Source organism: Collinsella sp. Sow4_E3, from assembly GCF_052116285.1.
GTDB lineage: Bacteria > Actinomycetota > Coriobacteriia > Coriobacteriales > Coriobacteriaceae > Collinsella.
Map to the genome: position 1 here is coordinate 1 of NZ_JBQKLJ010000032.1, position 4,352 is coordinate 4,352.

Consider the following 4,352-nt stretch of genomic DNA (forward strand, 5'->3'; position numbering starts at 1 on the left):
GCGAGGGCGCACTGATGGGCAACTAGGCGCAGCATATCACGACGATCTGAGTTGTGCTTCTGCTGCGACACGCCGGATGGTCCCGAGGTCATACAGCGTGCGTCGCTGGTCGTCGGGGTCTGCGACGCCCCGATCGAGGAGTGATCTGGCCGCCCATGCTTGGAGTGTGCGGAGGGGTATGCCCGTGAGGCGGGCAGCGTCGGGGAGGCTGACGGCGGTGATGGAGATGATGCGGGCGCAGTCGGTGCAGGTCCACACGTCGCCTGATGGCGTGAGGGTGCCGATGTGGCAGCGGTTGCATCGGGCGTGTCGGGGTGGGTCGTCGTCGCGGACGCCGCGGGTGGCTGCCCGGGTGTTGCGCCAGCAGCGCTCGATGCCCCACACCAGCTCGTCCCACTGGGGCAGGGTCTGGGCGAAGTCGAGCCAGGTGGCGAGCCATGAGCAGCATCCGGCCACGGTGTCGGGCAGGTCGTCGGGGGCAAGTCCTGCGTCGAGGGCGTCGGCCTCGATGTCTCGGCACCAGGTCCACAGGTAGGGCAGGAGGCCTGCTCGGTCGGGGTCCATCCATTCGGCGCGTCCGGCTGCCACGTCCTGCGCGAGCGTGTTGTTGAGGAGCTGGATGACATCGAGTCGGACTGGTGGGCGACTGCCGGGTGCAGTGCGTCGCTGGGTGTCGTCGGGCGATCTGGTGATGAGCGCGGTTGGGAGGAGGGTGGCAAGGTCTGCCAGCTCGGCGAGCCAGCGGCGGACGTGCTGGGCGGTGGGGGTCACTGGTCCTCCTGGGGTGTCGGGTCGTGGTCGTGTCCGGCTGCCGGTGAGTCCTCCCTCGGTAGCCGGGCTAGGCGCGTGCGGAGCTGGTCACGGTCCCGGTACAGGCGCACCATCCGCTCAATGTTGGAGTCGTAGGCGGCCATGTCGGTGGTCGGTGGGGCCTCGCGTCGGTCGCGGTACGCGTCGAGCATGTCTGCCAGGGCCGCAGCGGCCTGCTGCGGCACGACGCCGTTGCCTGCCAGCCGCAGCGCCTCGTTGCGGGTGACTCCGGGCACGTCGGTGACCCATCCGGGCGGCAGACCCATCATCCATTCGGCGAACGCAGCGGCGAGGCGTGGCCGGTTCTTGCCGGGCTCGGTTGGCGACGGCGCGGGGTGCCCGAACGCGACCTCCTGACGGGCGACGGCAGGGGCGTACTGTCCGAACTGCTCGTGGGATGCGATGCCCTTGAGTAGTAGTTCGCCGCCGCGCGCGCCGCCACGTCGCTCATGCCCACCCGTAGCATCGGCCACGGAAGGCGTGGGGAGCGTGGCGACGGCGATACCCAGTGGCATCCCGAAGCCGTTGCCGTTGCCCAGTTCGGCCTTGACGCAGTCTCGGCGGGCCTGCCATGCGTCCACGTCCTCGCCGTCGTTGAACGCGCCAGCGGCCGGCGTGGGGAGCATGGTCACGACGGTGCGCAGGTCAGGCCCACCCGTGCCATGCTCGCCCGCGCCGTGGGTGTCCGACGACCGCGGCGTGGGGAGCATTCTCAGAGCCGCAGCACCCGCGTGTTCAACGGCAGCGTGTTCCGCCTCATTTGCGATGGGGCGCCCAGATTCTTGGCGTCCTGCGTGGTCGGCGTCGGCAGCATCTCGTCGCCAAGCGAGGACGAACACTCGGAACCGCTGGTGACAGGCGCCGACGTCGGACGCTCGTAGGCCGTGCCATTCCGCATCGAACCCGAGGTCACCCAAGTCTCCGAGTACACGTCCAAGTGCTCGCAGAACAGGCCCTCTGTCATCGGGACTTCCCATACATCCCGGGCAGTGTTCCAGGTCGCTAGCGGCCTTAGCGGAGAGACTTCCTCGGACGTTCTCCCAGACGACGTATGTGGGTTGGACATGGGCGATTGCCTCTCTCATGGTGACCCACAGGTTGGAGCGGGTGCCGTCGGTCATGCCGGCGCGTCGTCCGGCGGTGCTGAGGTCTGGGCATGGGGATCCGCCCGTGATGAGGTCGACGGGCGGGACGGTGCTCCAGTCGACGCGCGTCACGTCGCCGAGGTTGGGGGCGTCGGGGTAGCGACTCGCGAGCACCTTGCGCGCTCCCGAGTCAATGTCGGAGGTCCACACGACCTGGGCTGTCGGGAAGACGGCCTCTAGCGCGAGATCCAAGCCGCCGTAGCCCGAGAAGAGGCTCCCGACTCTGAGGGTGTCCAGATCGTTGACTTGCTCCCCACGGCTGAAGCCGGGGGATTCCTGCTTCTTCAACGGACGCCTCCTCGCTCTAGGAGCGAGGCGGTCTCACTCCATCTCCACAGGCTGAAACCGCGAGCCTCCACATGCGGTAGACTCGCCTTATGGCATACGAACCAACTCAGGCGCGAAGAATCGCGGCGGGACTCTGCAAGGATTGCGGCGAAGAGCGGGGGCCGACTGGTACCACACGCTTCTGCCGACCTTGCGCAGATCATCACTCCAAGCGCCAGGCGGAACGCAAGAAGAACCTGAGAGCCAAGTGGGCGGAAACTGGGCTCGCTTGCAACAACTGCGGAGCACGCCTCCCGGATGAGCGCTACAAAAACTGCGTCCAGTGCCGCGAGAAAGCGCGGGAACGATACGGCGCAAGGGGCGCGGAATACCGACGAAGTCGCCGAGGTACAGGCTTCTGCGTGGCGTGCTCTGCGCCATCGACACACGCGAGCAACTACTGCCGCGTGCATTGGCTGCAGGGTATCGCCAACAAGTACGGATTCAAAGGAGACCAGTACGCGGCATTGTGGGCCAAGCTCGAAGCGCAAGGATTCCGCTGCTACTACACCGGCGTCAAACTTGTGCCCGGCGTGAATGCCAGCTTGGACCACCGCATACCCCGAAGCCGCGGCGGGGACCCGCGAGACATGGATAACTGCGTCTGGTGCGACCGCCTGATCAACGCTTTCAAGAACGACTTGACTGACGCGGAGTTCATCGAGCGGTGCCGACTGGTGGTTGAACGGCTGGGCTAGTGCTCGGCTTGCTCCGGGGTCGGGTAGAAGCGGTACTTGTACGCCCGCCTCACAACCTTGCCGCTCATAGTTGACAGTGTAGCAGGTTTCGCTGTCACTTGATGCGCTTACCCCATAGCTGAAGCAAGGGGCATGCGCGCTACCAATCACGGTCATGATGTCTCCTGTCGGTTGCGGAGCGCCTGGCGTAGGCGCTCGCGGTGGGGGTCACTGGTCCTCCTGGGGTGTCGGGTCGTGGTCGTGTCCGGCTGCCGGCGGTGGCCGGAGCACGAAGGCCTCCTCGACGGCGAGCAGTCCGTCTCGGGAGGGGTGGGGGTCGTGCCAGAGTTGCCCGTCGCGGTAGAGCACCTGGTGATGTGAGTGCGTCGGCGCGTCGCCGGGCAGGATGGTCGCCCAGTGCGTGCGCATCTCCAGTTGGACGGGGCCGACCTCGCCGGACCTCGCCTTCGCCACCAGCAGCTCCGCCTGCCAGCGCTTGTCCTCGTCGGGGGCGAGCTGCTCGCGGGTGTCTGCGGTCACTATGCCTCCATGGGGCGGGTGAATCCGCAGGGTTGCGGGAGGGGATCGACGTAGATGGACATGGGGGTCTCGATATGGACGGGCGGGGCCTGCTCGTCGGGTAGGGGATGCTCGTCGGGTGCGTGTCGTGCGATGGTGAGGTGGAGTTCCCAGCGCCCGACAGTGAGGGTGAGGGTCATCAATCATCACCTCCTCGCCGTCTGGACGTGAGCGGCGAACGGGTCGGAGCGCTGGGGAGTAGCGGCACCCCTCGATGCCACGACCCTCGCCTGTCCTGCACGACGTGCCCGTCGCGCTCCATGGTGAGTAGTGCAGCCATCACCTCTACGACTGAGGCGCCGATGTTGGCGGCTATCACCGACGGTGTGGTGACCCGACCGCGTGAGCGTCGGGCGGGCAAGAACTCCCAGATGCGGCGATTCACTGCTCAGCCCACAAGTGCGCACGGCGGGCGCGGGCTGCCGCCAACACGTCTCCATAATAGGTTTCCTCCCAGCTTTCCGAGTCGCGTCCGTGCACAGCCGACCGCTTCGCCTTGGTGGAGCCGAGGATGTGGACGCGCAGCCAGCGACGGTCCAACTTGCCACCGAAGCTCAATGCGTAGGTGGGATGCACGGGGAGGTGGCGCGAGTGCAGGTAGGCGTACACGTCGACGGCGGTCCAGCGGATGATGGGTCGGCACGTGCGCTCTGTGGAGGTGCCGTGCCAGCGCAGCGACCCGGCACGAACAGCCGACTCCTCGGCCCGAACCCCCGACACATACCGGCCGGGGATAAGTTTGGCCATGATGTTGGTTGCCTTGCGGTTGGGGTCGGCATGGATCGCCTCGAACCCTGGTTCGCCTCGCTGCGGG

The 4,352-nt window shown here is 66.9% G+C and carries 6 protein-coding genes; 1 reads left to right on the forward strand and 5 read right to left on the reverse strand.

Annotated features, from left to right (window positions below; genetic code table 11):
* Nucleotides 1-36: 36 nt before the first annotated feature.
* Nucleotides 37-564, reverse strand: a complete 528-nt coding sequence (locus ACTQ48_RS10700; protein WP_441396059.1) for a hypothetical protein — start codon at nucleotides 562-564, stop codon at nucleotides 37-39.
* Nucleotides 565-767: 203 nt separating this feature from the next.
* The gene (locus ACTQ48_RS10705) at nucleotides 768-2,243 is read right to left on the reverse strand and encodes a DNA cytosine methyltransferase (protein ID WP_441140855.1); all 1,476 of its coding nucleotides are present in this window, start codon (nucleotides 2,241-2,243) and stop codon (nucleotides 768-770) included.
* A gap of 401 nt (nucleotides 2,244-2,644) precedes the next feature.
* On the opposite strand from ACTQ48_RS10705, the gene ACTQ48_RS10710 reads away from it, so the two are divergent.
* Nucleotides 2,645-2,980, forward strand: coding sequence for an HNH endonuclease (locus ACTQ48_RS10710; RefSeq protein ID WP_441547538.1), 336 nt, complete (start codon nucleotides 2,645-2,647; stop codon nucleotides 2,978-2,980).
* On the opposite strand, the gene ACTQ48_RS10715 is transcribed toward ACTQ48_RS10710, so the two are convergent.
* The 3 genes from ACTQ48_RS10715 to ACTQ48_RS10725 all read right to left on the reverse strand — a co-directional run.
* Nucleotides 2,977-3,048, reverse strand: a complete 72-nt coding sequence (locus ACTQ48_RS10715) for a helix-turn-helix domain-containing protein (RefSeq protein WP_441042374.1) — start codon at nucleotides 3,046-3,048, stop codon at nucleotides 2,977-2,979. The genes ACTQ48_RS10710 and ACTQ48_RS10715 overlap by 4 nt on opposite strands.
* 139 nt (nucleotides 3,049-3,187) lie before the next feature.
* On the reverse strand, nucleotides 3,188-3,499 hold the full coding sequence (locus ACTQ48_RS10720; protein WP_441140858.1) for a hypothetical protein: 312 nt from the start codon (nucleotides 3,497-3,499) through the stop codon (nucleotides 3,188-3,190).
* A 420-nt stretch (nucleotides 3,500-3,919) separates the two neighbouring features.
* Nucleotides 3,920-4,352 (reverse strand): phosphoadenosine phosphosulfate reductase domain-containing protein (locus tag ACTQ48_RS10725; protein ID WP_441570891.1); only part of this gene is annotated, 433 nt, incomplete at its 5' end.